Here is a 25,191-nt window from a genome sequence, read left to right on the forward strand (position 1 = left end):
CGATGTTGATCAGCCAGAAAGGCTTGCCAGTCGGGACGCTCGTCGTCGGTTGGTTGGCGCTGGCCGCGTGGGGCGGCGCGCGGGCGGAGGGACCGCTAGCGCTAGTTCCAGAAGACGAAGCGATCTTGGAGTTGGACATCCCCGACGGGGTGCGCGTCGAGATCGACGGCCAGGCCGTTGACGACCCTCGACGCGTGGTCTGGAGCGGCGCGTCGTCCGACCGGCCGATCGAGGCGCAGCTCGCCGCCACGTTTGCCGATGGCGGTCGCAAGGAGCGGTCGCTTTTGATGTGGGGAGGCCACGCCGTCCGGCTGCCACTTCGCTCGCCTGCAGCCGCAGTTCCCACGCCAGTGCTTCAAATCGGGCACGCGGAGGAAGTCTCTTCGGTAGCGTTCAGTCCCGACGGCAAACTTGGACTCACCGGCTCATGGGATAATACGGCAGCGGTGTGGGACGTCGCCACCGGCCGGCGACTCCGCACCCTTGAAGGGCACGCTGACTTCGTCTCTTCGGTAGCGTTCAGTCCCGACGGCAAGCTCGCCCTCACTGGCTCGGGGGATAATTCAGCAGCGGTGTGGGACGTCGCCACGGGCCGCCGACTCCGCACTTTCGAAGGGCACGCTGGTATCGTCTCTTCGGCAGCGTTCAGCCCTGACGGCAAGCTGGCCCTTACTGGTTCTTTTGACAAGTTGGCGGCGGTGTGGGACGTCGCCACCGGACGTCGACTCCGCATCCTCGCAGGACATACGGAGGCCATCGGTTCGGTAGCATTCAGCCCTGATGGCAAGCTCGCCCTCACCGGTTCCGGGGACAAGTTGGCGGCGGTGTGGGACGTCGCCACAGGCCGCCAGCTTCGCACCCTTGAAGGGCATAACGGCATCAAGAATCAGTGTGTTGGGGTCTATTCGGTGGCGTTCAGTCCCGACGGCAAGCTCGCCATCACGGGCTCGGCCGACGAGACGGCTGTGGTGTGGGACATCGCCATGGGCCGCCGGCTCCGTACTCTTGAAGGACACGCCCATGGCGTCAATTCGGTAGCGTTCAGCCCCGACGGCAAGCTCGCTCTTACCGGCTCTTTTGACAAGACGGCGGCGGTGTGGGAGGTCGCAACCGGTCGCCGACTCCACACCCTCGAAGGACACGCCGAAGGCGTCAATTCAGTAGCGTTCAGTCCCGACGGCAAGCTCGCCATAACGGGCTCCGTAGATGATACTGCGGCGGTGTGGGACGTCACCACCGGCCGCATGCTCCGCACCCTCGAAGGACACGCTGAGAGCATCTCTTCAGTGGTGTTCAGCCCCGATGGCACACTCGCCCTCACCGGCTCCCGCGACGAGGCAGCGGCGGTGTGGGAGGTCGCAACCGGTCGCCGACTCCACACCCTCGAGGGACACGCCGACGGCGTCAATTCAGTAGCATTCAGTCCCGACGGCAAGCTCGCCCTCACCGGCTCTTTTGACGAGACAGTGGCGGTGTGGGATGTCGCCGCCGGACGCCGACTTCGCACCCTTGAAGGGCATACTGGCTTCGTCAACTCGATAGCGTTCAGTCCCGACGGCAAGCTCGCGCTCACCGGTTGCCACGACGATACGGCGGCAGAGGATACTGCGGCGCTGTGGGACGTCGCCACCGGCCGCAGGCTCCGTACCCTCAAGGGGCACGCCGGCGGCGTCGATTCGGTAGCGTTCAGCCCGGACGGCAAGCTCGCCGTCACCGGTGGCCTTGGCGACGCATTGGCAGCGCTGTGGGACGTCGCCACCGGCCGCCAACTCCGCGTCCTCGAAGGGCACAACGGTGGCGTCAAATCAGTAGCTTTCAGCCTCGACGGCAAACTCGCCCTCACTGGCTCGGGGGATAATTCAGCAGCGGTGTGGGACGTCGCCACGGGCCGCCGACTCCAAATTCTCGAGGCGCACACTAGCAGCATCTGGTCAGTAGCGTTCAGCCCGGACGGCAAGCTCGCGCTCACCGGCTCCAATGACAGAACGGCAGTGGTATGGAACGTCGCCTCGGGGCGCCGACTGCGCACTCTCGAAGGGCACGTCGGGGGCGTCAGTTCGGTAGCGTTCAGCCCCGACGGCAAGCTCGCCGTGACGCAGACGGGCGAAGGCGTGGCGGCGTGGGACGTCGCCACTGGCGATCTTGTTTATCGCCAAACGTTCACTGACGCGGGCATTCTCACGACCACCCCCGAAGGCCTGTTCGACGGCCCATTTAATGCGTCCGAGGCGATCTGCTACCGCCGCGTCGGCGGCGGGCTGCGAGTCGTCCCGGTCTCGCAGTACTACAGCGACCTCGGGCGTCCGGGGCTGTACGAGCTAATTCTTCAGGGGGAACGGCCGATGCCTGCTGTCGACTTCAGCGACGCGCCCGAACCCCAAGTGCGGTTCGTCTTTCCCGAGACGGGAGCCGTCGTGACCGAGTCGTCCATTCAGGTGGTGGTCGAGGCGACCGATGCCGGCAGCGGCGTCGAAGGGATTCGGCTCACCAACAACCAAAGGCCCATTCCCTCAGCGGCTCCCATGACGCGAGACGGAGACAAGTTCCGCCAGACCTACCTGTTCGACTTGGCGGAAGGGAACAACTTACTGGAGACGATCGCGACATCCGACGGCAAAACTCAAGGCGTGGCGCGAATCGATAGCGCCTCGGCTACTGTCGTGGTGAAGTGCCGCGAGAAGTTGACGCCTCCCGACCTGTACATCGTCGCCGTGGGGGTTGGGGAATACGCCGACGCTGGTTGGCGCCTCCACTATCCCCCCGCCGACGCCCGCGAGCTGGCGCAGGCCCTCGAGCGGCGCGGCCGGAAACTGTTTCGAGAAGTCCACGCCCAGGTGCTGGTTGACGCGGACGCGAATTCGGCGGGGATCGAGCAAGCCTTTCAACGCGTCGCCCAGTCCGCCCTACCCCAAGATTGCGTCGTCGCAACATTTTCCGGCCACGGCCACGCCATCGACCAAGTCTACTATTTTCTTCCGCAAGAATTCAAACAGGAGAGCGCCGATACCGTCGATCAGAGCGTCCGCCGGTACGGCATCGCGCATGGCAGCATCGCCGCTTGGCTGCGGCCGATCAAAGCGCAGAAGGTGACGTTGGCGTTCGATACCTGCCACTCGGGACATGCGATCCAGTTGATGAAGGCGTTCGACCGAGGCGCGTCGTTCGCACGGGCTATCGAAGATCTTAATCGTTCTGAAGGGGTTCAAATTATTGCTGCGGCGGCGACGGACAACGTGACCCAAGAAGTCGAGGAGTTGGGGCACGGCATCCTGAGCTACGCGTTGCTGGGCGGGTTGGGGGCCGTCGACCACGGCCCGCTGTCGGGAAAGCACGCGCCATACGATACGAAAGACGGCTCCTTGTCGGTTGCGAAGTGGCTGATGTTTGCAAGCGATCAGGTGAGCGAGCTGAACAAGGCCTATCGACAGAACGATGAAAAGCCGCGCTCGCAGATCCGGAACGACTACCCCATCGCCGCGTTCGATTAGCGTCGTAGGTCGACAACGAGCAAGGCGACTTGCGTCATTCCCCCCATTTTTGTTGCAGTCCAGGAGATGCGAGAAATGCCACACGTCACGCGGCCTCTCTTCTTAATCGCAGTGATGTGCTGCGCGATTAGCACGTTGCCGCCGCTGCGGTGTTCAGCGGATGAATCAACCGCGGACGCGGAGCTGCGTGAGTCAGCGACGACGGTCTTGAAGAAGTACTGTTACAAATGCCACTTGGGAAGCGCGTCGGACGCGGGGGGTTACACGTTCGACGTCACGCGTCTCAGCAGCCTGATTGACGAAGGGGTGGTCGAGCCTGGGAATTCCGAGGAGTCGATGATAGTGGACGTCGTGCTGGGCGACGAGCCTTCGATGCCCAAAGGAAAAGGACCGCGACCGACCGCCGAAGAGTACGATGCGGTGGTAAAGTGGATTAACGCTGGCGCTCCTGTTGAGGCAACCGTCGCACGTTCACCGGTCACTGATCGTGACACGCTTCAACTGATTCTCGACGATTTGCGTCGATTGGACCCCGAGTTGCGAGAGCGAGTGCGTTATTTTTCCCTCGCGACCTCGCACAACAACGTCCAGGACGTGGAGGCCAAGCTGCTGCCGCAGTTCCGCGCGGCATTCGTCAAGGCGCTAAACAGCCTCAGCTGGGAGAAGGAACTGGTCAGCATGAAGCCGATCGATCCGCAAGAGACTTTATTCCGCGTCGACTTGCGTTCAGTCGGCTGGAACCGGGATCACCATTGGAGCTCCATCCTGGCGGCGTACCCCTATGCGATCACACGCGACGAAGCGAACGACCCGCCGTCGGCTGAACTGGAACTCGCGATTTTGCGAGAGTCTCCGCATGCCTTGCCTTATCTACGCGTCGATTGGTTCGTGGCGACCGCTACGCGCAGCCCCCTGTACGAAACGATCTTGCAGCTTCCCGCCACCACGACCGAGCTCGAGCAGCGCCTCGGGGTCGAACGGACCAAGAACCTTCAAGAGAACAACGTCGTCAGAGCGGGGATGCGCGAAAGCAACGTGGCTCGCGAGAATCGACTGGTCGAACGCCACCCCACGCGCTACGGTGCCTACTGGGTCAGCTACGATTTTCGTAGCAGCGATGGGCGGGGCAACCTCGCCTCGTTCCCGCTCGGCCCCCGGTACGCCGACAACAAGTTTGACGAGCAAGCCTTCGAGTACGATGGCGGCGAGATCATCTTCAATCTGCCTAACGGACTTCAGGCGTATTACCTGGCCGACAGCAAGGGCAATCGCTTGCTCGACCCAGCTCCGAACGACATCGTGACCGATCCGGCAAGGGCGTCCGGCACGACGGACGTCGTCAACGGCATCTCCTGTATCGTTTGCCATGCGGACGGAATGAAACCGGCCCGCGACGTCATCCGCAACGGTTCGGCGTTAGGGGGCGACCCGTTGAAGAAGGTGAAGCTACTCTATCCGCCGCAAGAAGTGGTGGACCAATGGCTCCGCGACGATAGTAAGCGGCACCTCGACGCTGTGCGCGAAGCAGTGGGCCCCGACGAGCTTGGCGATCCGGGCGAGCCGGTGGCGGCGATGGCTTATGAGTACTACCAATCGCTCACGCTGCAGCGAGCGGCCATCGAAGTCGGCGTTTCGCCGGAACGACTCAGCGAAGCGATTCGTTTGGACCGCTCGTTGCAACGAATGGGGCTAAAACCCCTGATCGAACAGGGTAAAAAGCCGGGCAAAATCCTTCGCAGTGCCTGGCAGTCCCGGGAGTTCGCCGTCTCGCCGATGCAGCAGGCGTCCCAAGTGCTAGGCGTCGGATCGCCGCTGAACGTGAGCGGCCCGGCCGATCGTTAGTTTTTTGTCCTTGCGGAGTTCAACCCCAACAGAACCCTTGCCGTAGATCGAGCGTTTACCCATGAAAGCCAAGTCAATATCCGCGATTTCCGTGAAGAGTCTGCTCTTGCTGGCCGTTTCCGTAGGGTCTGGCGCCGAGGCGCTCGCCGCCGACGCCCTGTCGATCGAACTAGCGACGCTTGCTCGGTCGACAAAGAAGTTCTTGAGCCTCAGCGGCGGAGATTCCATCGCCATCGGAGACTTTCGCGGTCCGGCAGGCAAGAAATACGGGCCGCGCATCGTCGAAACGTTGAAGGCCGAGCTCGAGAAGGTCGAGCTGAAGATCGCCCGCACGGGGATCGGGATCGGGGGCAAGTACATCGTCTCAGAGATCGACGATCCCAACGCCGAACGGGATTCCGGTCTGAAGGTTCCGATCATCAAGATCACCGCAGAGTTCATCGACGGCAGCGGCAATCGCCTGAACACGGTTCCGCTGCAATCCATCGTCTGGGACGAAGGCATGGCGCCCCTGCAAGACGGCGAGTTCACGCTGACGCTGCGCGATCCTGCATCGAAAGAGGGATATCCCGACGAGGGGGCGCTGATCGCGGCGGGCGCCCCCGGGGGGCAGCTTCGCTCCAACCTGAAGACCCCAAGCGAACGGGCCCGGGCGATCGGTCAGCTCATCAATTCGCCTGACTTGATGACCAGCGATGACGGCTCGCGGCTGTTCGCCGCCGGGTCGAAGGCGTACGGCGTGGAGCTGCTCGTAAACGGCGCTCGCCGGCCGTTCACGATCGAGCCGGATAAAACGGCGAGCGTCCGCCTCCAACTTGATGAGACTTGTGAAATCGGCGTGTTGAATCAATCGGGGTTCGACGCCGCCGTCGCCATCACCATCGACGGCCTCAGCGTTTTCCAGTTCAGCGAGCTCCGCCATCAGGATGGCCCGCTCAAGGGCGAGCCACTCTACGCGCACTTCGTCGTTCCGCCGAGCCAAAAGGGCAGCCTCATTCGGGGATGGCATCTCAACAACGAAAAGTCGGCGGCGTTTCGTATCACCTCGCCCGAGCAGAGCGCGGTGGCGGAGCTCGGCAAAGAATCGGACTCTGGCGTCGTCACCGTGACCTTTGCGGCGGCGTGGGACGCGGGCCAGGCGCCCCCGCCGGGGGAACCCGGACTAATCCGCGGCGACAAGCGCGACGGCCCCAAGAGGATGGGCCGGGGAGACGAGTTCGATTTCAAAATCAAAGAGGTGCAGCGAGAGGTCGGTAAGCCGCGAGCGGTGATCAGCTTCTATTACGACCGTACGGCGAAGTAGCAGTTAGTTGACAGTGGATGACGTTGAGTGCTTGAGCACGATTAATGAACCTTATTTGGTCGATTCCTTGTTAACTCTTCCAGGATTCCCGTGATGAAGCGCCGAGCGGTTGTGTTTTTCTTCTGCCTCGTCGCGCTAAGAGCCGGGGCGCTGTTTGCGCAAAAGCCGTCGGCGGCCAACCTTCCCGAGCCGGTGCTGCAAGTCGGGCCCGGCTTCGTTACTTCAATAGCGTTGAGTCCGGATGGCCGGCTCCTCCTCATCGGCTCTGATGCGGACACGACGGCGATATGGGAGGTTGCCACCGGACGTCGACTCCGCATCCTCGCAGGACACACGGAGGCCATCAGTTCGGTAGCATTCAGCCCTGATGGCAAGCTCGCCCTCACCGGTTCCGGGGACAAGTCAGCGGCGGTGTGGGACGTCGTCACTGGCCGCCGGCTTCGCACCCTCGAAGGGCACACTAATGAAGTCGCTTCGGTAGTGTTCAGCCCTGACGGCAAGTTTGCCCTCACCGGCGCTTATGATGCCACGACGGTGATATGGGATGTCGCTACAGGACGCCAACTCCGCGTCCTCAAAGGGCATCGCGACACCGTGACGTCAATAGCGTTTGGCCCTGACGGCAAGTTCGTGATTACCGGCTCAAATGACAAGACGGCAGCGGTTTGGGATGTCGCCACGGGCCGTCGAATACGCACTCTCGAAGGGCACACTCATAACGTCAATTCAGTAGCATTCAGCCCCGACGGCAAGCTCGCCCTAACAGGCTCCAGTGATCATACGGCGGCGGTTTGGGACGTCGAGGCCGGCCGTCGACTCCGCGCCCTCAAAGGGCACACCAGTAGCGTTAATTCGGTAGCGTTCAGCCCCGACGGCAAACTCGGACTTACCGGCTCTTGGGATGAAACGGTGGGCGTTTGGGATGTTGTCACTGGCCGCAGGCTCCGCATCCTCGAAGGGCACACTGAGGAGATCAGTTCGGTAGCGTTCAGCCCCGACGGCTCAATCGTCTTTACCGGCTCATGGGATAATACGGTGGGCGTTTGGGACATCGTCACCAGCCGTCGACTTCGCACTCTCGAAGGGCACACCAGCAATGTCGCATTAGTAGGGTTCAGTCGCGATGGCAAGCTCGTCCTAACGGGCTCCGAGGATCAAACAGTAACACTCTGGGACGTCGCGACTGGCCGCCGGCTACGCATCCTCGAAGGGCTCACTGAGAGTATCAGTTCGGTAGCGTTCAGTCACGAAGGACAGCTCGCATTCATCGGATCCTGGGACAATTCCGCGGCAGTATGGGATCTCATCAGCGGCCGTAAGCTCCGCACTTTCGAACCTCCAGAAGGGCACGTTGTCAATTCGGCAGCGTTCAGTCCCGACGGACGCCTAGTCCTCACCAGCTCAATAGATGGCAAGTCGATAGTATGGGATGCCGCCACTTGCCGCCGACTACATACTCTCGACGGGCACACTAACTGGGTCTGGGCGGTAGCGGTCAGCCCTGACGGTAAGGTCGCCCTTACTGGCTCCGAAGACAATACGGCGGCGGTGTGGGATATCGCGACTGGCCAACTTCTCCATACCCTTCGGGGGCATGCCGAGGGTGTCACTTCGGTAGCGTTCAGCCCTGATGGTAAGCTCGCCCTTACCGGCTCGAAAGACAAGACGGCGGCAGTGTGGGACATCTCCACGGGCCGCCGGATGTACACGCTCGAAGGGCATACTGAGTGGGTCGATCCGGTAGCGATTAGTCCTGACGGTGAGATGGTCCTAACCATCTCTGAGGACGACACGGCTACCGTGTGGGATGTTGCCACCGGGCGCCAACTCCGAAATCTCGATGGGTTCATCCACAATGCCCGTGGGGTTACATTCAGCCCCAGCGGCAAACTTGCCGTGATGCCCTCGGCCGAAGGCCTAGCAGCGTACGATATCGCCACCGGTGCCCTCCTCTATAGGCAGACGTTTACAAACGCGGGAATCCTGACCACGACGCCCGAGGGTCTGTTCGACGGCCCCTCCGAGGCGTCCGAAGCGATCTGCTATCGCGTCGGCGGTGGCTTGAACGTCGTCCCCGTAGACCGCTTCTATCAGGACTTCAGCTACGCAGGCCTCTACGACGCGGTCCATCGCGGCGAGCGGCCGAAGCCCGACGTCGAGCTCGGAGCCGCGGCGCCCCCGACACTGCAAATCTTGGAGCGACCCGACGAGGATGAGGTCGCCGACCAGCGCGTGACAATCGGGGTCGTCGTCACGGATCAAGGGGGCGGCGTCAGCGGACCGTGGCTGCGTCACAACGGCGCCCGCATTGCGACCTCGGGCGCCAAGCGGGTCGACGGCAACCGCCTCACCCAGTCGTTCGACGTGTCGCTGGTCGCGGGGATCAACCGGCTCTCCATTGAGGCGGCGAGCGGCGACGGGTCGTGGGAAGCGGAGCCGGCGTTGATCGAACTTCGTTACACCAAGAGCCTCGATAAGCCCGACCTATACCTGATCGCCGTCGGTGCCGCGGTTTACGCCGAGCCGTCGCTTCGGCTCCAACTGCCGGACGACGACGCCAGCGCAATGGCCTCGCTCTTCGAGTCGCGGGGTCGGACGCTGTATGAGAGCGTGGAAGTCACGTCGCTGCTAAACGACCAGGCCACCAAGCAAGCGATCCTCAACGGCATCGACGCTGTGGCGAAGCAGGCGAAGCCGCAAGACACGCTAGCGGTCTACCTGGCTGGTCACGGCTTCGCGGTCGGGCAGCGGTACTATTTCCTTCCTTGCAACATGAAGCTGGAAAGCCAGGAGTTTGAAGATGACGTGCGCCGGCAAGGATTGCCAAGCGACCGGTTGGCGGACGCCATCGGCGCCACGCCATGCCTCAAGCGGATGCTGATTTACGACACGTGTAACTCCGGGGCGGCGATTCGCCGCAGCGGGAAACGCGACCGCAATCCTCTGGCATTCGCGGGCGCGGTGCGGCGGCTGAGCCGCGGTCAGGGGGTGTTTACGATCACCGCCGCGGCCGCCGACGAAGAGGCCGCTGAAATCGCCAGCCTCGGTCACGGCGCCCTGACGTACGCGCTGCTGGCGGGGATGCGGGCGGTTGAAGGGGGTCCGCTCGAGGGCCGCTACGTGCAGACCAATAATCAAGACCGTGTCGCGGACGTGCTGGAGTGGTTCAGCTTCGCCAGTGGCAACTTGCACCGCGTGGTCGGCGCAGGCCAAACCGCCGTCGTCGACAACAGTGGAACCCCGTTCCCCGTGCTTCCGGTCGGCGAGTGAAAAATCGCATAATTCGCGAACTCCCAAATCATGCGTGGTAGTAGAACAATGCGAACGCGAGCCACTAGCACGCCTGGACAAAAGATGGAAGCGGAGCGGAAGAGCGAACGCAACAGTTGATAACCCGGCGGCAGGAGAAATACAGAGACAACCGAGACTTTGCCCGAGCCGTGAGTCAAGGAGGGGGTGGCGTTGCTAAACCGGGGTGCGAGTTGCGGCTGGAGAGTGAGACTTTGAGATTGGCGGCGATCGCGACCAAGGTCGCAAGTTCCAGCCACCACTGGCGATAGAACGCGAAAAGGCCGACAGCCGGAGGTATCGGCCTTTCGTATAACCCGACGTTAGGCGAGTTTCGCTACCGCGAAATGAAGGGCGGGGGCCGGCTTCGGACCAGCGACTGCGGGATTATGGCATTTCGGTTCGTAAAGCGTTCACCGACGAAAACCACCGAAAGAGTCTCGCACTCGACAAATACATGTGCGACAACCACTAGCATGAATCGCAAAAGAGAGTGTTGTTACGAAGACGTCTTCTATCGGGGAGCTGAAATTTGGCCTGCGGAAACCGCGGGCCTTCGGGTTAACACTAAATGCCGGGGCGGAAGACGCCACGGCATTTTGCGTTTGGGCCTTTATTCGCAGAGTTTCAAGGGGCGGTCCAGATTCGGAGGCCGGCATCTGCGAGAAGAGCGCGTGCTAATTACGGCGCTGGGAGGCCAATTCATTCCTCCGGTTAACAGACCCTCTGACTCTCTCTATTTTCTGACTGGGTGGTTAACAGCCGAGGTTGACGCCTACGAACGATCTCTCAGCATCCCGCCGACCACGAAGCTGGCAGCTTTATCCAGGTGAACTGCTTCCAAGGCATCGGATCCCGCGAGATCTGCTACGGTGCGTCGCCACCTTCGCTAGTCGGTCCATGGACCGCGTTGAAAGTCGGTTGTCATCGATCGTCGTCTTGAACCGTTCGAAGCCGGCATCCGAGAAGTTGCAGCAATCTCCTACGTGCCTGCCCGCCAGGAATGGCCGCCCTTGGCGCTGCTAAGCTTAGCCGTCGGAAAAGGGTGACGCTCAATAGCACTTCACTTCTTCTTTCAGGCGAAAACGCTGACGATTATGACCCTTCATCTGAATATTAAGTGATGACGGGGCCGTCATTGCAGTCTCGCTACCGTCAGCAAGTTCCTCCGAGCTTAGTTTCGCAACCGGCACGAAGGGGTGCGGGGCAACGCGACGAAGGTTGTATCGAGGTCGGCAGCCGTTGAGTTGACGCGCTCTTCGTTCTCGCCGGCGTCGTCGCCCTCGTTGACAATTTCGTGCCAAGCCGCATCCGCGGCGGGAAAGTTTGGCGAAGACGTTCGCGAAGGCGACATCGCGGTCGCGGCGACGGGATGTGGGAGAGCGATCGTTGTGGATTCGTGCATGGTCTTCGAAAATCGTGAGCGAATGGGAATCGTCGGCGTGAGCCCGGCCGGCGCCGTCCTCATCAACTCCACTGGCCACGAGCCCATCGATACGTACATCTTGAATCCCAACTTAGCCCTCCCTTCCGGACCCTCCGCGATGGGGCTTAGGCAGGGGCTCTCGGATAGGCTAACGGGTGACGACGACTCGCCGAAGGCCTTCTGAGGATCGGGGGCAGCGACCGTTGCCGTCGTCACGGCTAACTCGCTAGACGCCGCCGCGACCGAATTAACGCGTTCGCCGAAACGAACTCTCCAGACGTCGAGGTCGCCGCCATCGATCACGCCGCTACGGTTGGCGTCGGCTCGGCTTCCGACAGGATTCGCGACGTAACCCATCTGCCGTTGCCATTTGAGCAAATCGGCGCCGTCTACGTCCTGATCGACGTCAAAGTCACCGAGGAGCGCTGGGATCAAATCCCGAACCCACAATTCCTGGTCGAACTCATCAGAGATTGCAACTGCAAACATTCGATCTTGGACCTGCGTATAGGCATCGGGCGCCGTTGCGAACCCTTGCGAAAAGCTCGCCGCGACGAAAGTGCCTGCGGACGTTCCGTCGCTCTCAAAAAAACGTGGCATCCCTGCGCTGTCGGCGGCCGTGAAGTAGAGCGTGCCGTCGACGTTCTGCAAATTCCTCGGCGATGCGTCGGCCGCCTCAGGTCGAATATCCTTCACCAAGATCGTCCCGCCAGGCGTCCCATCGCTTCGCCACAGCTCAAAGCCGGTCGTGCCGTCAATTGCTGTGAAATAGAGGACGCCATTCACGTTGACCAGATACCGGGGCGACGATGAATTGGCGCCTGGTCTAATGTCCTTAACGAGCGTCGTTCCCGCTGGCGACCCATCAGTCTGCCAGAGTTCGAAACCCGTCGCCGTTGAACCCGCAACAAAAAATAATGCGTCGCCAACAACAGTCGGTTTCCAGGATGGAGCAAGGTTCGCTAACTGGGGCCCGGGTATCAATTGCTGGGTTCCTGCCTGAGTGCCATCACTCGTCCAAAGTCCGGAACCAGGTGAAGTGCCGCGGAAAAATAGTTTCTCGCCGACTAACACCAAGCCTGTCGGCAAAACGCTCGCTGACCCCGGCGCAAGTTCCACTGCTACTTCGGTCCCGCCGAGCGTGCCGTCACTTCGCCAGATCTCCTGTCCATGCGCCGCGTCATTGGCGATGAACAGCAGCGTGCCGTTCGCATTGATAAGGTCGGTGATGAGAGGCGCGTTGTTCGGGGAACCCATAGGCCTGGTAAACAGCTTCACCAAGACGGTTCCGCCGGTCGTCCCATCGCTTTTCCACAGCGCCTTCGAGTTAGCCGTCTCGCCCTCCGCGACAAAATAGAGCGTGCCCGAGACGTTTGTCAGGTACGTCGGAAATGAGTCTCCCAGTGGCTTAATGTCTCGAACCAACCATGTTCCAGTCGATGTGCCGTCGGTGCGCCACAATTCGGCGCCGGTCGTTTCGTCGCTCGCGACGAAATAGAGGACTTCGCCGACTGCTAAAACCTGAGGACTGCCGGTACTACCCGCGGACACCGCTCCCGTCGGCCCTGGTCGAATGTCCTTGACCATCACCGTGCCTGCCGCAGTCCCGTCGCTCTTCCATAACTCCGAGCCGTGGACGCCGTCGTTGGCAGAAAAGAAAAGCGTCTCGCCAATGCGGCCAAGCAATCGAGGATTGGCGCCTAAGGAGTGGGCTGCCACATCGACCAAAGCGAGCCGCGTCCCGCCAGATGAACCATCGCTCACCCATAATTCACGATTAATGTCGGGGCCAACGACGTCTGTCGGATCGCTGGTTGTGAAATACAACTTTCCGCCCGCGACGGTTAGTTCACTTGGCGTCGAGTTGCCGATTCCAGCTCGAATGTCCTTTAACAACACGGTTCCGTCGGCCGTGCCGTCCGTCTTTCGCACCTCTGCCCCGGCAACATCGTCACTCGCCACGAAATAGAGGGTCCCGCCAAAGTTCACGAGATCGTGAATGTACGTGTTCGCCGCCCCTGGCCTCAAATCGGTGACCATCGTCGTACCAGCACTGGAGCCGTCGGTCGTCCAGAGTTCCCGTCCATGGGCGCCGTCGTTGGCGGCAAAAAACACCCTGCCGCCTACGTTCGTGATCTGCGGGTCCCCATACTGAGGCAAAGCGTCCGCGAGCCCCCCGGCCGACCCCGGGCGTATGTCCCTGACGAGCAAAGTCCCCGTCGTCGTGCCGTCGCTTTTCCATAACTCGTAGCCGTGCGCCGCGTCCGACGCGCGGAAGTAGAGCGTTCCACTCACGTTAACGGGAAAGTGAGAGGAAGCGTCACTACCCGTGAAATCCCTGAGAACGACGGTTCCGGCGGCCGTCCCGTCGCTACGCCATAAAGTGTTCACGCTGACGTCATTCCAAGCCCAAAACAACAGCGCACCATTAAGCTCGACGAGATCCCGCGGCGCCCCGCCACGTGCTCCTATTAGCTCAGGGCTGATGCGAGTTGTTCCCTCCGGCGTGCCATCGCTCTTCCAAAGCCGCCGGATGCCCCCAAGGTCAGGCGACGTGAAGTAGACGAGGCCTCCAACGGCCGTTAAGTAGGACGCGCCGCCCTCTCCCGAAGGCAGGAGAACAGTTCCCTCGTCAGTTCCATTGCTCTTAAAGAGTCCGGCGCCACCGGCGCCGCTGCTTGCCTGGAAAAACAGCGTGCCGCCGGCATTTGTCAGACTGCCGCCATACGACCCAGACGACCCAGGGTTAATGTCGCGCACCATGACGGTTCCCGTAGCCGTTCCGTCACTCTTCCACAGTTCCAACCCGTGAACGCCGTCGTTAGCGAAGAAGTAGAGCGTTCCCTCGACGTTAGTCAGCGACCGCATGTACGTGTCGCCTAGCCCGGACGTAATGTCCTTCACCACTACGGTCCCGGCGACCGTGCCGTCGCTCTTCCACAACTCTTGCCCGGCATTCTGCGTTCTCGCCGTAAAGAAGACGTGATTGCTAACTTCGACAAGCATGGCCGGGTTATATCCATTCACGACGTCGAGTGTCAAAATGTTCTTCACCACGTCGAAGTCAGCCGCCAGCAACCTTCTCGACTCAAGCGGTTCGAACCGCAATTCGCGATTCCTCGCCCACTCCGTTGGGCGCTGCAGCCGTCGTGAACCGTCTGAGAAGATTGACATGGAAATCACCCTCGAAGCTTTCCCACGTCTGTAGAGCACCTGCACCGGGCCAACCGTTAAGCCAAACTTGCGTTGCGCCATGGAAGGAGGAAGCGACATAACTTCCAGGCGAGCTGGGTGGAGTCTAGCAATTAGGCGACGTAGGGTCAATTTCCTGGGGTGCGGCGTCGAATTGCCCTGAAACACCCTTGCTGTGGTCTTGTCCAATCGGAGCTAGGAGTTGGTGCTGGTATTTCAAACTGCGAAGCCCCCCGCAGGAGTGCGCGGCCAGCCCCTCGGAACATTCCCCAGTGTTGGTAGGTTCAGCGACCAGCGAGGATCGTGGGGCGTCCTTCGCTTGCAGTGCCTACGATATAGCCCTGCAAACGCGCGACTGACACCATGGCGGGGCAAGGCGCTCGGCCCGTTCAGCGCCGCCTTCCACGATTCGCCGATCGCGCTTGGCTAACCCTTCCTTTCTCAACGTCAGCGCTGATAGTTATCACAAGATAGTTGGCGGACATCATGTCCGGCGGCGCTAGCCTCACGCCTCATCATGCACGCCAGCGGCCAACACGATTCGCCCAAGACGTGCGTCGCCGCGGCGTCAACCTAGCCGTCGGGCGAGCGACTGACGCTTGGAGTGGGGCTCGCGCAGCACTCAGACGGTCATGCACATCGCCGGGTCCTGGCATCCAAGTGCCAATAAGTGCTCGTTGAGGCATTCGGCGTTGGAGAGGACCGAGCGGAAGGCGACCAAAAGTCAACTAGAATTGGCAGTGAGCAACAGGGGGTCAATCCTTCGTCTCCGCGACAATCTCAGTTCCAGTCGCCGTAGCGCTAACGAGGACAGCGCGCCATTCTGCTATGCTCTGTGGCAAGAATGGTCCGCGAGGGAGCGACGGCGTCGCCGACGCGTAGGCGTCCCCCTCGCGTTGATGCGTCTCGTCACTCCTGCAGGAACGCTCCGTGTTCAAGGCAGCCCTCCAGATCAGGCTCACGCCCGGACCGATCCGACCCCCCTCGGCCAAACGAGCGTCAACTGCTGGGTCGGCGGTCCGGAAACGCTGCTCGGTTGGCTCGAGACGCAGTTGGGGCTGGCGGCGACCGCGCCACTGGCGTGCCAACGGATCACCGAGCTGGTCAGGGCGCTGCCCGACGAGCCGGCGCTGGCCTTCGCCGACAGTCTGCGCTGCGATCGCTGGCGCGCTGCGGCGGAACTGTTGCGACGACGCGACGAGTTGGAACTTGCCGACTGGAGCCAAGGGGACCCTCAGCAGTTTCCGGCGATCGCTCGCGACCTCTGCGCCGGGCCGGCCATGGTCGAGCTCAAGTTCCCTAGCGAGGCAGCGCGGCTCCACGCGGTGCTCGCGGCGCTAGCGTCCGGTCAAACTCTGCCGGCGCATGTCTGCACGCTTGATGAAGGGATCGCCCGCCGGCCCGCGCTTTGGCAATGCGTTCTCCGCCAGCTGAACGTCGTCGCGGCCGCACCGTCCCGGTGCTTGGCCCCGGAAGGGACAGCGCTGCGCGAAGCACAAGAGTGCCTGCTCCACGAACACGAAATGACCCTGGCGCCCGATCAGTCGGTGCGCTGGGCGGCCACGCGCAGCGATGCGGCGGCCTGCGAGTTGGTGGCCCAGGTCTTAGGGAATGACCCCGAGGAGTTGTCGGGGGGCGTAATCTATTGCGACGACGACGCGCTGGCGATACGGCTGGACGCGTGTCTTGCGCGCCGGCGCTTGCCGACGATGGGGCCACTGCCGCTCATCCGATCCATCAGCTCCTGCCGCTGACGCTCTCGCTCGCGTGGGAGCCCTTCCCCGCGCGCTAAGGATGACTGGACAACGCGGCTGCTTCGCCCCTCCGATTGATGGTGGTGAGCAGTGTCACGCCGATGCACGCAGTGATGAGCGTACTAGGTTCGGGGATTGGAACCGCGGTTGCAACGACGGTGTTCAGTCCGTCTGCGATGAACCGGAATCCGATTGCCGTTTTCAGAAAGTCTGAAAACTTTGCGTCCGGGAGTTCCAAGATGAAGGAATCGACTCCGCTTGGGTCGATCGAAGTCAAATCAATCTGCTCACCAGAAGAAAAGCCAATACGCTGATTGTTGGCCGTCACATAGAGCATGCTTGCGTTGAGCAACTCTGGCACGACAAACGCGGCCAAATTGGCTCCTGACGTGGTAAATTCAATAGCTCGGCTATTGGTGTCATTTGGCGGCACCCCATTAGCTCCCAGCCCTTGAGCGTACACGTAGCTGGTGCGGCCGTAACCGCCAGCTACAGGAGCACTGAAATGACCTAAATTGCCAGTGAGCTTCTTGGTCGACGGTGAACTCGTGACATTGCCAGGTTGGAATCGTAAAGGGTCGCCGGGAGTCTCACCACGGAGGGAGTTCACTCCCCAGATCAGAAGCTGAGAGACACTGCCTTGGCCTGATTGGAAAGGTCCGTCAAAGTTGAAGTCATAAGTCCCAGTTGCCCCAAATACTCCTGCTTGGATGCTAATCTCGCCAAGCAATGGGATTGTCCCAGCGCGTGCCGCGTTACCCCTAAAATTTTTAGGAATTATCTCGCCGAATGAGCCGGTTCCAGCCGTGACAAACTGCTCGCCTCGCTGCTCGATTCCGTAACTCTGTGCAAAGGAGAAACGAATAGATGTGGCCCCGACGGGATACTGTGGATAGATCGTCGTTCCTAACCCAACTAAGTTGAATCGTGATCGCGAGTATATCGTGCCGCCGCCTCCGGCCGTGTTAAAGCTAAATAGTAGCGCGCTATCCATTACGGCGCCTGTACTTGCCCCGTTGCTGTCGAGGGACACATCCGACTTCGCCGAGCCGCCAATATAAAATCCTGGTTGACCAAAACTCTCATAACCTAGGCCGTCGGGTGACGAAAAAGCAGATGAATAGCCACCCGATATATGGCCGAACGCCACGGCGGAGTCTTCTCCCTCATCGAACCTACTTATGCTTTGTGCTTCAAACAACGAGCCGCCCTCAAGACCTACGTTCGACCTCACTATTACGGGTGCTCCGGCAGCCGTGGCGGCTGAGAGATGGGCGACGCACAAGCAGGCTAGGAATCGATGAAAGGCGTGCATTAGTCCCTCGTTTTCGCTCGCTCCAATCGATCAATCGGCGGGCGGATTTCTGGAGTTAGTTCAAGATGTTAGACTGCGGGAAGGCGAAGGCGATCCTCGTGAGCCGGCGCAGTGCAGAGCCTCGCACCCAGACTCGCCAGCGTTCGCCGAGGATTGGAACCCAAGGCCGCTAGCAACCAGAGTCGTCGAACGCTGCGCCCAGGTTCCACATTGCGACAGTGGCTTGACCCTACCAATGAATTTAAGGAGATTGATGGCACCCGGCATTGCGCATGGAACCCACCGATACCTTCCTAGGGTCAATTCGGTGGGTACAAAGGACGAGTATCCGCAAAATAAATCCGAATAATCCTCGTGGCCATGGTCTTTCTTTGCTAGTCGGGTCATGCCGTCCCATGAACTCTCTGCGGGTTTTCATGGTCGGCGCCAGCTTTTCCGGAGCGGCTCTCAATGCCGCCGAACCGCATCCTTGTTCAATTTGATGAAGGTGCGCAAGTTGATTGGAAGCGGACGTGGATTCTTGAAAAGGCACGAAAGAACGTTAGATGACGCTTCTCCCGCACCGCTTCGGTCTGACCTGAATGACAGATCCCCGCGTGAAAGCTTGACCTTGCATCTGGTCCCGTCGAGAATCGCTTCAAGGCGTATTGGTCGTCCGAGTCCTCCTCTGTCGCGCACCTTCTGGAGTGGCAATGGGCCCCTCATCCGCCCCCGCGTCCACCGAGCCGGCGCACAATCAAGCGATCCCGATTCCATCGAGAATCGACGCCGCCCGGGCCGGCTGCAGCGAGTCATTTGGATTGCTGGCTGAGCACTGCCGCCAGTACCTACTCTTAATCGCGTCCGGCGAACTACCAGACGACCTCCGGGCGAAGGTCGCGCCGTCAGATTTAGTGCAAGAGACATTGGTTCGCGCGCAACGCGGCATCCATCAGTTTTCCGGTCGATCCGAAGCGGAGTTTCGATGCTGGATCAGGCAGATCTTACTCCACTACGCCGCCTACGTCGGTCGCAGCTACCGGCAGACCTCGCGACGTGATATCCGGAGGGAAGTCAGCGTCGATGCGCCGGGGCAGATGAGCAGTCTGAGCCATCAGCTCGTCGCCGATGACACGCCGCCGATTGAGCGAGCCATCAGAAATGACGAGGCACGGCTGCTGCAGCGTGCATTGGAGAGACTTCCGCCGAACTATCGTCGCGTGTTGATGTTACGCAAAGCCGAGGAAAAGGGATTCGCCGAGGTCGGCGAATCACTTCACCTCTCCGCAGACGCGGCGCGCAAGCTGTGGGCTCGTGCCGTCGCCGCCCTGCAGCGGGAGATCAAACGTGACCGGCAATCGTGATACGGCAGCTGCTGACGACGCAACTTCATTGGCGGTCGATGCGGAACTCACCCCGCCGGCGAGCGACGACGATACGTCGCCGCTCGTCGAGAGGCTCCTCGTCGAGACCGAAGAAGCTATTTCTCGCGGGGAGCCTTGGCCGTCCCTCGATGACGACCCGCTCTCGCCGGACGAGGCTGCCGATCTGCGCGAGATGCAGGGGTGTTTATTGCTGCTGGATCAAGCCCGCCGCAGCGGCTGGTTGCAAGAGGTGGCGAGTGAATCGCAGCCATTCGGATGGCCCGAACCTGCGGATCTCGGTGGCGGTCAGCGCATCGGCCGCTTTGAGATTATCCGCGAGCTGGGCCGCGGCGGTCACGGGGTCGTCTTTCTAGCGCGGGACCCAAGTCTGCGGCGATTGGTCGCGCTCAAGGTCGCCCGCCCTGAAAACCTAGTGTCGGACGACCTCCGCCGCAGATTTCAGCGAGAAGCGGAAGCGGCGGGCGCTTTACGCCATCCCAACGTCATCGAAGTCTACGAGGTGGGCGAAGCGGGACCGATCAGCTACATCGCTTCCGCTTACTGCGCCGGGCCGACGCTGCAACAGTGGCTCGCCGATAGCGGCTTGCAGGCCAGCGACCGCGAAGCGGCGGCGACCGTGGTCGCGATCGCCCAGGGCGTTGCCCACGCGCACGCCGCGGGCGTCCTCCATCGCGACATCAAGCCGAGCAATGTCCTGCTGGATTCGCCCCAAACGACCGATTATCGCAACCAGCAGGCGGCGCTGAGACCGAACCTGCCGCTCGGGACCTATACGCCCATGTTGGGCGACTTCGGGCTGGCGAAGATGCTGGATGGCCGGGATGACCAAACGCGCACCGGGGCGACGCTCGGAACGCCGGCCTACATGTCGCCTGAGCAAGCGAGCGGACGACTTGATCGAATCGGCCCCCCGACTGACGTCTATGGGCTCGGCGTATTGCTTTATGAATTGCTCGTCGGCCGGCCGCCGCACCGTGGCGAGAACGACGTCGACACGGCGCGGCGAGTCTGCGAAGAGGCGCCGATCGGCCCGCACCGGTTCCGTCCGTCGCTCGACCGCGACCTCGAGGCGATTTGCCTCCGCTGTCTGGAGAAGGAACCGGCGGCCCGCTACGCCTCAGCCCAGGATTTGATCGATGACTTGTCGCGGTATCTCGAAGGGAAACCGACGCTTGTCCGGCCGCTGGGGCGGGCCCGCACGGCCCTGCGCTGGATCAAACGCCGGCCGTTGCCCGCGGCGCTGATGGCCGTGAGCTTGGCGCTGTTCGTTGTCCTGGCGGGGGGCGGCTGGTGGACCAGTTTGCGGAACGAACAGGCGCTTCGACGCGAGTCGGCGCTTCGTTCGCAGGCTGAGGCCAAAGAATCTGAGGCTGCGGCCAGCTCTGCAGAAGCTCGCCGTCTGCTTTACGCGAGCGATCTACGCGCCGCCCAACAAATGTGCGAGAGCGGGCAGCTCAAAGCAGCACGCGAACTGTTGAGAACTCATGCGCCGCACCCTGGCCAAACCGACTTGCGCGAATTCGCATGGCATTATCTCTGGCGCCTAACGACGCCCGCGATCCTGACGTTCCGCGGTCACCAATCGGGCGTGCGGTTCGCTTCGCTGTCGGCCAACGGCAAGTTGCTCGTCACCGTGAGTCACGATGGTGCGGCGAAACTCTGGAATGCAGACAGTCAGCAGACGCTGCAGTCGTTCGACGACTTCCGTGTGCGGGTCGCCGCCTTCTCTCCCGACGGAAGTTGCCTAGCGGTCGCCGCTGACGATGGCATGATCTCAGTTTACGACACGACTAATCTTCGGGAACTCCATCGGTTCCACGGTGCCGCTGACGACCTGACGACGCTCGCCTTTTCTCAATACTACTTATCGGCGGTTCACGAAGAAGCGGCGGAGGCGAGATTGGCCGGCGGTCATGAAAGTGGCGCCGTTTCGGTCTGGTCCGCCGACACCGGAAACCTCATTCGAGTGATCTCGACAGGCGATACGCCGGTCACGGGAATCACGTTTACGGAGGATTGCGAGACGCTCCTCACGGCCGCCGACGAAGTCGAACGCTGGAACGTGGCGACGGGCGAACGACTCGAAGTCTGGTCCGAAGAGGGAGCGACGGTGACCGCATTCGCTAAATCAGTTGACAATGAGCGGGGCGCCGCGTGCTACTCAAACGGCCGCATCGTCATTCGTTCGCTGCGGCAGCCTGACGTCCCGCCGATTGAGATGCAGTATCCAGAGCCGATTCGCAGCGCGGCGTTCGATCCAAATGGGCGCCGATTGGCGACCACCGGCGCAGATGGCTGCGTCAGGATTTGGGATGTCGAAGCTCGCCGCTGCATCAAAGAATTCAGGGGGCACGTCGATCGCGTCAGCTCGCTGCAGTTCTCGGTCGACGGTTCACGCCTGGTTACATCGAGCGACGATCAGTCGGTAAAGATTACCGACGTCACCGACCCTTACGTGGCAGTGATGGACGACTGGCCGGAGTTCACGACCAACTGCCTAGGCTTCTCGGCGGACGGAAACGCCTTTGGCTGGGCTGGCCACCCCGGAAATAGGAATTACCCGGTCAACTCAGGTCAGGTGAGTCTCGACTCGCTTACACACACTGACATCGTTGGGCCGCCCGGACCGATTCATTTCGGCGTGCTTTACGACTTTCGGTTCGTATCCCCGGGGTACGGCTTCGTTGCCGTCAATCGAAGCAGCGAATTGATATCGATTGAGTACCGTGAAGAGAAGATGGATTGGCGTACCGATACCGTTAGCCTGCCCATCCAGAAACGGGGGGATTTGTTTCCAGCAATGGCCGCCAAATCTGACGGCAGCCTAGTCGTGGCAGGCGCGCGATATCCTCTCTGCGTCCGGGACCTTACGAGCGACGCGGACGCGGGTTGGATCGGCTCGGACCGCGTCGCGGAGGTAACGTCACTCACGATCGACGCCGCCGACCAGAAACTTCTGGTGGCCTCTAAAGATCAACGAGTCTCGGTGTGGAACTTGTCTGACCGGCAATGCGTGCTCCAGTGGCCCGCCCCCGCGAACACGCGGGGTGTTGCGCTTCGTGGCGCCGACGAGTTCGTCTGGATCGGCGAAGACGACGTGATTCGCATTGTCGATTTGAAGGGTCGCCAGCGGATGGCAATTCCCAGCCACGCCCGGGAGATGCTTTCGCTGGCGCTGGCCCCTAATCGACGGACGCTCGCAGTTGGCCATCGCAGCGGGGAAATCGCCATCTGGGATCTGTCGGCGGGACGCCAACTTGTGGTGCTTACCGGGCATGACCATCCGGTCACCAAGTTGTGCTTCTCTCAAAACGGGGAGTGGCTCGGCAGCGGCTCCAGCAACGGCGAAATTCTTCTGTGGTCTGCTCCGGACTCGACGGGAACATGGCGCGAACAGGAGGGCGAAACGTCGAACAGTGGTTTTACTGCAATCAAGACGGACGCCTTGTCCACCGAGGTTGGGCCACAGATAATCCCCGCGCTGGTGCCGCCGGGACTGGAGATCGTGCCGGAGCGATTTCGCCGGGTCTTTAATTATGCTCGGGACCGGGGGCACTACGGGGCGTTTCCGACCTATGTCGATCGCGAGATGGATGATGGCGTCGAATTGGGGATCGTCCTGCTAAAAAAAGATGCGGTGCACAATCGCTCCATGCTTCAGTCGGAGTTCAATGCGGCGATCCCGCTGCATCGTTCCGAAAAATTTCTGCGCCATCAGCAAATTGTCGCCACGTGGGGTAGGGAGAAGCTGCAGAAGTTGGCGTTTGGTAACTTTCACATGGCGCGCGAACAAAACGAGGTTGTTTTCGGGGTGGTTGCGATCAATGCAGACGCTTACGAGAAGTGCCAAATGACTGCTTCGGCCGATGCAATGGAGACGCTCGAGCGTCGACTTCGCACAATCAATCAGGAAGCCGTCAGGCGCGGCTACTGCGGCGGGCTGCCGACGTTCGACGACGACCCGGCTTCGGATAGCTATGGGGCTGCGTTTTTCCAGAACGGCGCGGCCGAATCGAGGTCCGTTTCCGCGAGTAGTCTGACGCGGTAGTTCAGCTGCCGCGGACGGCTCGCGTTGACGCACCAGCGCATTTGGTTGTGATCGCCGTCGTTCGTAAACGTCACGAAGGTAGCGGCAAACGATGCTCCGGTGTGGATTTTGTCAATCAATTCTCGCGACGCCCAAGGCCTGGACGCCAGGCCGCGTGGCAATGATTGCTGTCCATTAACCGACATTTCCCATATAGATTGAGGCTGGAACCGCTCCAAGCTCAACCCAAATGGGGAATGTCGGCTAGTGAAGGACGATGACTAGCTACACCCGTCGCGTGCATTCTGGGGGTATTAAAGGTTCTCGACGGCCCTGGGAACCCCGGGCCCGAGATTACTCTCACGTTCCTAACATGCGAAGGGGCGGGACGCGTTTCAAAATCTGTGTACAAGGCAAAAGGCGACCCTGTTGATGGACCATCCGAAAACGCCTGCGGTTACGACTCATCGCCCCCCCATGATCGTCGCCTTCCTGCGCTACGCATTGGCGACATTGTGTTTCGCGGCGAGCGCGATTTGTTTAATGTGGTTCGGCCGGAGCCAAACTTGCCAGATCGTCTCCCAAATCCAGAAAAGCTACTTCCAGGGAGAGGTTGAGACTTTCAACGGAATGGTGGGTGTGAGAATGCATCATCAAAAGGTCGCGCAGGTAGGCGGCCAGAGTGGGAGCTTTCGCGGATTCCCGCCGGAATCTCTCATTCGAGAATGGCCAGGCCCTCTGGATGTGGCCAAGGGTAAATTCGGCTACCGACAAGGAGTTGTGTACTTCCCTCTCTTGTATCCTGCCCTCATCTTCGCCCTCGCCGGCGTCGCCTCCATACGACTCGGCTGCCGCTTCACGCTCAGCTCAGCGATTGTCGCCACGACGGTCATGACTGGGCTGCTGGGGATCGCGGTGATTCTGTAGGAAGCCCGCTCGGCGGCGGCTAGAATGCAGGGCATTCAGTTCGCTAGACCGAAGGCCATCGAAAGCGAGCCCTGTTTCGACGACGCCTGCCCCTGGTCGGGAGACTGACGCACAACCCTCTCGCGGCCGCCAGCGACTCCGCCGCCCCGTTCGCTGCTTTAGCTGCTCGACGATACGCTCGCCGCTCTCGTTATGCCCCCGTTTCTTCTCTTCGCTGCAGGGAATCGGCGCAGGGTAGTTGAAGGGGTAGTCGTATGCTGGCTTGGCCAGCGGCTCTTTGCGTGGTTCGTCTTCCATGCCGGCCACGATAGCGGCAGCGCAAGAAACCCACGCTTGCCAATCGTACATCTTGCGGCCAGCTAGCGGGTGGCAAACTAGGCGGGGGCACGAAACCGGCAAGAAGAATAGCCAGCACCGAGCGGCGGCTAGAATCAGGAGCGGCAACTTCAATGCTTCCATCTTCTTCACGTTCAAACCGATGACAACCAATATTCGTAGCGGCTCAACTCTCTTCTGGATGCTTGCACTCATCGTGGCGCTTACGGCCGCCGGTTCAGTCGCATGGTGGCGCTTTTCGACCGGAGGCGCTGTCGTCGCTTACCTCAAAGTAGAGCGCAACAATGCTGCTGCCTTTGTGATCAATCCTCAACAGATGAGTGACGAAGAACATCGGCAAGTGAAAATCAATCACAAAGCCTTGATTGTCAGTCCGCTGGTACTTGATGCAGCGCTACAGCGTCAGGATATCGCCAATCTCGACATTGTTCGTCGTCACCTCGGCACTGAGTTAATGTGGCTTCTCAACGCTCTACAAGTGAGCTTCCCCGGAGACGGGGAGATCATGGAAGTGCGAATGTCATGCGCCCAAGGCGATCGTGAGCAGACGGTTATGATCGTCGATTCCGTCTCGAATGCCTACTTCGACAAAGTACTGCTGCAGGAGCGTCTCAAAGATGCTACCGAGATCGCCGATTTTCGCACAGGCCTCAGTGATCTAGAGGAGAGTTTCAAGGCCGACCTTGTGAAGCTGGAAGAACGACGAGAGTCTGCCAACAGCTCTGAGCAAAAGGCAGAGGTGATAATCTTAGAGACGCTCTGTAGCGCGAAGCAAGAACTCATGACGAAACTCAAGCTGAAGGAGCTGATGCTTCAGTTTGAGCAAGACATCTCTGAGAGGCAGGAACGTACCGGTGCGGGAACCTCTGAAAGGGTCTCAGTGGTGCAGCGTGCAGCCTGGATTGACGAATAGCGCTCACGCCGCCCGC

11 protein-coding genes are annotated in these 25,191 nt (G+C 60.9%); 9 read left to right on the plus strand and 2 right to left on the minus strand.

What is annotated here, in order from left to right; genetic code table 11:
• The first annotated feature begins 2 nt into the window (after positions 1–2).
• The 4 genes from I41_RS04280 (at position 3) to I41_RS04295 (ending at position 9,903) form a co-directional block, all read left to right on the plus strand.
• Positions 3–3,488 carry a caspase family protein gene (locus tag I41_RS04280; RefSeq protein ID WP_168206678.1) on the plus strand — a complete coding sequence of 1,162 codons (3,486 nt, stop codon included), beginning with the start codon at positions 3–5 and terminating at the stop codon, positions 3,486–3,488.
• A 75-nt stretch (positions 3,489–3,563) separates the two neighbouring features.
• The gene (locus tag I41_RS04285; protein WP_145431235.1) at positions 3,564–5,330 is read left to right on the plus strand and encodes a hypothetical protein; all 1,767 of its coding nucleotides are present in this window, start codon (positions 3,564–3,566) and stop codon (positions 5,328–5,330) included.
• A 61-nt stretch (positions 5,331–5,391) separates the two neighbouring features.
• A complete protein-coding gene (locus I41_RS04290; protein WP_145431237.1) occupies positions 5,392–6,633 on the plus strand; it encodes a hypothetical protein in 1,242 nt (413 codons plus the stop codon).
• 93 nt (positions 6,634–6,726) lie between these two features.
• Entirely contained in the window at positions 6,727–9,903 is a 3,177-nt protein-coding gene (locus I41_RS04295) for a caspase family protein (RefSeq protein WP_145431239.1), read from the plus strand.
• Between the two features lie 1,192 nt (positions 9,904–11,095).
• On the opposite strand, the gene I41_RS04300 is transcribed toward I41_RS04295, so the two are convergent.
• Positions 11,096–14,521 (minus strand): ELWxxDGT repeat protein, encoded by a 3,426-nt coding sequence (locus I41_RS04300; protein ID WP_168206679.1) that lies wholly within the window; start codon positions 14,519–14,521, stop codon positions 11,096–11,098.
• Between the two features lie 917 nt (positions 14,522–15,438).
• Between I41_RS04300 and I41_RS04305 the strand changes: the two genes are divergently transcribed.
• Entirely contained in the window at positions 15,439–16,293 is an 855-nt protein-coding gene (locus tag I41_RS04305; protein WP_145431243.1) for a hypothetical protein, read from the plus strand.
• 34 nt (positions 16,294–16,327) lie between these two features.
• Here the strand turns inward: I41_RS04305 and I41_RS04310 are convergent, their stop codons facing one another.
• Positions 16,328–17,443 carry a hypothetical protein gene (locus tag I41_RS04310; protein ID WP_145431245.1) on the minus strand — a complete coding sequence of 372 codons (1,116 nt, stop codon included), beginning with the start codon at positions 17,441–17,443 and terminating at the stop codon, positions 16,328–16,330.
• 857 nt (positions 17,444–18,300) lie between these two features.
• Here I41_RS04310 and I41_RS04315 point away from each other — a divergent pair.
• The 4 genes from I41_RS04315 to I41_RS04330 all read left to right on the plus strand — a co-directional run bounded on the left by I41_RS04315 (position 18,301) and on the right by I41_RS04330 (position 25,175).
• Positions 18,301–18,951, plus strand: coding sequence for a sigma-70 family RNA polymerase sigma factor (locus tag I41_RS04315; protein ID WP_145431246.1), 651 nt, complete (start codon positions 18,301–18,303; stop codon positions 18,949–18,951).
• Entirely contained in the window at positions 18,935–23,020 is a 4,086-nt protein-coding gene (locus I41_RS04320) for a WD40 repeat domain-containing serine/threonine-protein kinase (protein WP_145431247.1), read from the plus strand. The genes I41_RS04315 and I41_RS04320 overlap by 17 nt, the downstream gene beginning before the upstream one ends.
• A 456-nt stretch (positions 23,021–23,476) precedes the next feature.
• Complete coding sequence (locus I41_RS04325; RefSeq protein WP_145431248.1) at positions 23,477–23,926, plus strand: hypothetical protein; 450 nt, start codon at positions 23,477–23,479, stop codon at positions 23,924–23,926.
• Between the two features lie 478 nt (positions 23,927–24,404).
• Positions 24,405–25,175, plus strand: coding sequence for a hypothetical protein (locus I41_RS04330; protein ID WP_145431249.1), 771 nt, complete (start codon positions 24,405–24,407; stop codon positions 25,173–25,175).
• The last annotated feature ends 16 nt before the right edge of the window (positions 25,176–25,191 follow it).

Source organism: Lacipirellula limnantheis, from assembly GCF_007746075.1.
GTDB classification, from domain to species: Bacteria; Planctomycetota; Planctomycetia; order Pirellulales; family Lacipirellulaceae; genus Lacipirellula; species Lacipirellula limnantheis.